This is a genomic window from bacterium, assembly GCA_040757115.1.
Taxonomy (GTDB): Bacteria; UBA9089; CG2-30-40-21; order CG2-30-40-21; family SBAY01; genus JBFLXS01.
Genome location: JBFLYA010000390.1, coordinates 1 through 2,230 on the forward strand (window position 1 = coordinate 1; position 2,230 = coordinate 2,230).

Annotated in this window: 3 protein-coding genes; 2 read left to right on the plus strand and 1 reads right to left on the minus strand. The window is 34.1% G+C overall.

Annotated features, from left to right (window positions below; all coding sequences use genetic code 11):
• Window positions 1-106 precede the first annotated feature (106 nt).
• Window positions 107-322, minus strand: coding sequence for a hypothetical protein (locus tag AB1422_18990; GenBank protein ID MEW6621388.1), 216 nt, complete (start codon window positions 320-322; stop codon window positions 107-109).
• A 159-nt stretch (window positions 323-481) separates the two neighbouring features.
• Here AB1422_18990 and AB1422_18995 point away from each other — a divergent pair, with 159 nt between their 5' ends.
• Window positions 482-1,216 carry a DUF502 domain-containing protein gene (locus tag AB1422_18995; protein MEW6621389.1) on the plus strand — a complete coding sequence of 245 codons (735 nt, stop codon included), beginning with the start codon at window positions 482-484 and terminating at the stop codon, window positions 1,214-1,216.
• 476 nt (window positions 1,217-1,692) lie between these two features.
• Window positions 1,693-1,968: an HU family DNA-binding protein gene (locus AB1422_19000; GenBank protein ID MEW6621390.1), complete on the plus strand. Its 276-nt coding sequence runs from the start codon at window positions 1,693-1,695 to the stop codon at window positions 1,966-1,968.
• The last annotated feature ends 262 nt before the right edge of the window (window positions 1,969-2,230 follow it).

Here is a 2,230-nt window from a genome sequence, read left to right on the forward strand (position 1 = left end):
ACAAGATTTTGCCACTACAAATGGATTTTTTAAATATTTAATTTTCTAACTCACTGATATTATTGATATTTCATTTTTAAAAATGGCAAAAATTAGACCAAAATGGTCATTTTAGTATGAAGTTGGGGTATGCTTTAAAAATGTAGAAAGGGCTCTGGGTATCGGGTTCTGGGTCATAATCTCCACCAAATAATAGGAATATCTCCCATAGTTTCTGTGATTCCTCAAAACGCTCTGCCGGAGATAAAGCATACCAATCTAAAACCTCATCATCTATCAAGACTCTTTCAATATCTTTAACATTTGATAATATTTTCCCCATCCTATTCACTTAAAAACCAAAATAATTTTTTATTGGCAATTAGTTTCATCTAATTACCTACGCTAATTATACCATATAAAATTACACTCGTCAATAAAAAACATATTGAAAAAAAAATCTTGACATATTTTAATTTTAGTATATAATATAAAATTAGTTATGAAGCTATTTTCAAAGACAAAATTAAAGGCTTACTTTTTTACCGGATTATTTACTTCTTTACCAGTAATGGCAACGGTAGTTGTTGGGTGGTTTATTTTAAAGTTTGTTATAAACTTACTAAGTTTGCCTCTTTCTGGTCTTTTAGATTTAAAACTCCCAGCCATTAAATTAATTGTTCCATTAGCCGGCTTAATAATTACGATTATGGTTATTTTAGTCATAGGTCTTTTGATGGCAAGTTTCATCGGGAAAACTATTATTGCGTGGTTTGAGGAACTTTTAGCTCGTGTCCCGATAGTAAGTAATATTTACACAGGTTTTAAGCAATTGATAGAAATATTCCTGATGAGAGGCAAAGAATCCTTTTCACGAGTAGTATTAGTTGAATATCCGCGTAAAGGGATTTACGCCGTAGGATTTGTCACCTCCGAGGCAAACCCACAAATAGGCAACTCTACGGGTAAAGAAGTGGTTAATATTTATCTCCCAACAGCGTTAAATATTGCCTCTGGATTTTTAATTGTTGCACCTGTGAGTGAAATTATACCGTTAAATATCTCTGTGGAAGAAGGTTTAAAGTTAGTCATTTCAGGAGGTTTTATTGTTCCTTCAGATAAATTCCAGTTACCAAATGAAGTCTCTCGGATAAAAATATCAGAGAAGGTAGAGGAGATAAGAGGGAATATGAGCAAATTACAAAATTCCAAATCACAAATTCCAAAAGACAAATAAATTCCAATGACCAAAATTCAAAATTCCAAACCATAATAGGACACAGATTTTCGCAGATTATCAGCATAATAAAAAAATTAAATAATTCAGCCACACAGGCATTAACTCGGTTATTCATCGCATTTTATTTGATTCCCGGCACCGACAGGAACAAACCCTGTCCCTACAACAAAAAAAATCCGTGTTTCATCCGTGTTCATCTGTGGCTAATATGTTTAAAATCTTGAAAATCTGCGGAATTCATCTTGTGTCTAACAAAAAGAATGAACTTTGGAATTTGGCGATTGGAATTTGGAATTTATTTGGGATTTGGTGCTTGGAATTTGGAATTTTGACTGCATCCGTCTGGTAAAAGATGTAGGTAAAGATTTTAAGCTGGGGGGTAAAACATAAACATAAGTAACTGTAACTGTGGTAAAATCAAGGGTTAATTTTATCCGAGAGCGTTCCAAACTCAAAAGGGGGTGTGAGAGCAAATGAAGAAAGATGAGTTAATAAAGAGGGTTGCCTCAAAAATAAATCTTGATAAAAAAGAAGCGAAGCAGGTAGTTGATGTTATTTTAAAGAGTATTATAAATGGATTAAATAAGGACAAGAGATTAGAAATAAGGGGATTAGGCGTTTTTGTGGTAAAAGATAGAGCACCGCGGCAAGGGAGAATAATCTCTACGGGTAAGAAAGTGCCTATTCCTGCACGAAGGGTGCCTGTATTTATCCCGGGTAAGATATTGAAAAGAATAGTAAATAAGTAACTATTCAGCCACTGATTGACAGGGATTAGCACGGATAAGTAGCAGAGGGCAGAGGGCAGAAGGCAAAAGGCAGAGGATAGAAGGAGGAAAAACCTTCAGCCTAATTACGGACACGGAAAACGGACAGGGATTACGAATTTTTGTAACCGTTCAGGCTATATATCAAAAGTGTAAGAAAGGGGATAAGGAGATAAGAGTGATATGGAGATAAGATAATAGAAATAGATTGAAATTTATAGAAATAGGTAGAAATTGATTGTGG

What these genes read in the sequence shown, in the direction of transcription:
- AB1422_18990 (MEW6621388.1), bottom strand. Translation starts at nt 322, where the DNA reads ATGGGGAAAATATTATCAAATGTTAAAGATATTGAAAGAGTCTTGATA.
- AB1422_18995 (MEW6621389.1), top strand. Translation starts at nt 482, where the DNA reads ATGAAGCTATTTTCAAAGACAAAATTAAAGGCTTACTTTTTTACCGGA.
- AB1422_19000 (MEW6621390.1), top strand. Translation starts at nt 1,693, where the DNA reads ATGAAGAAAGATGAGTTAATAAAGAGGGTTGCCTCAAAAATAAATCTT.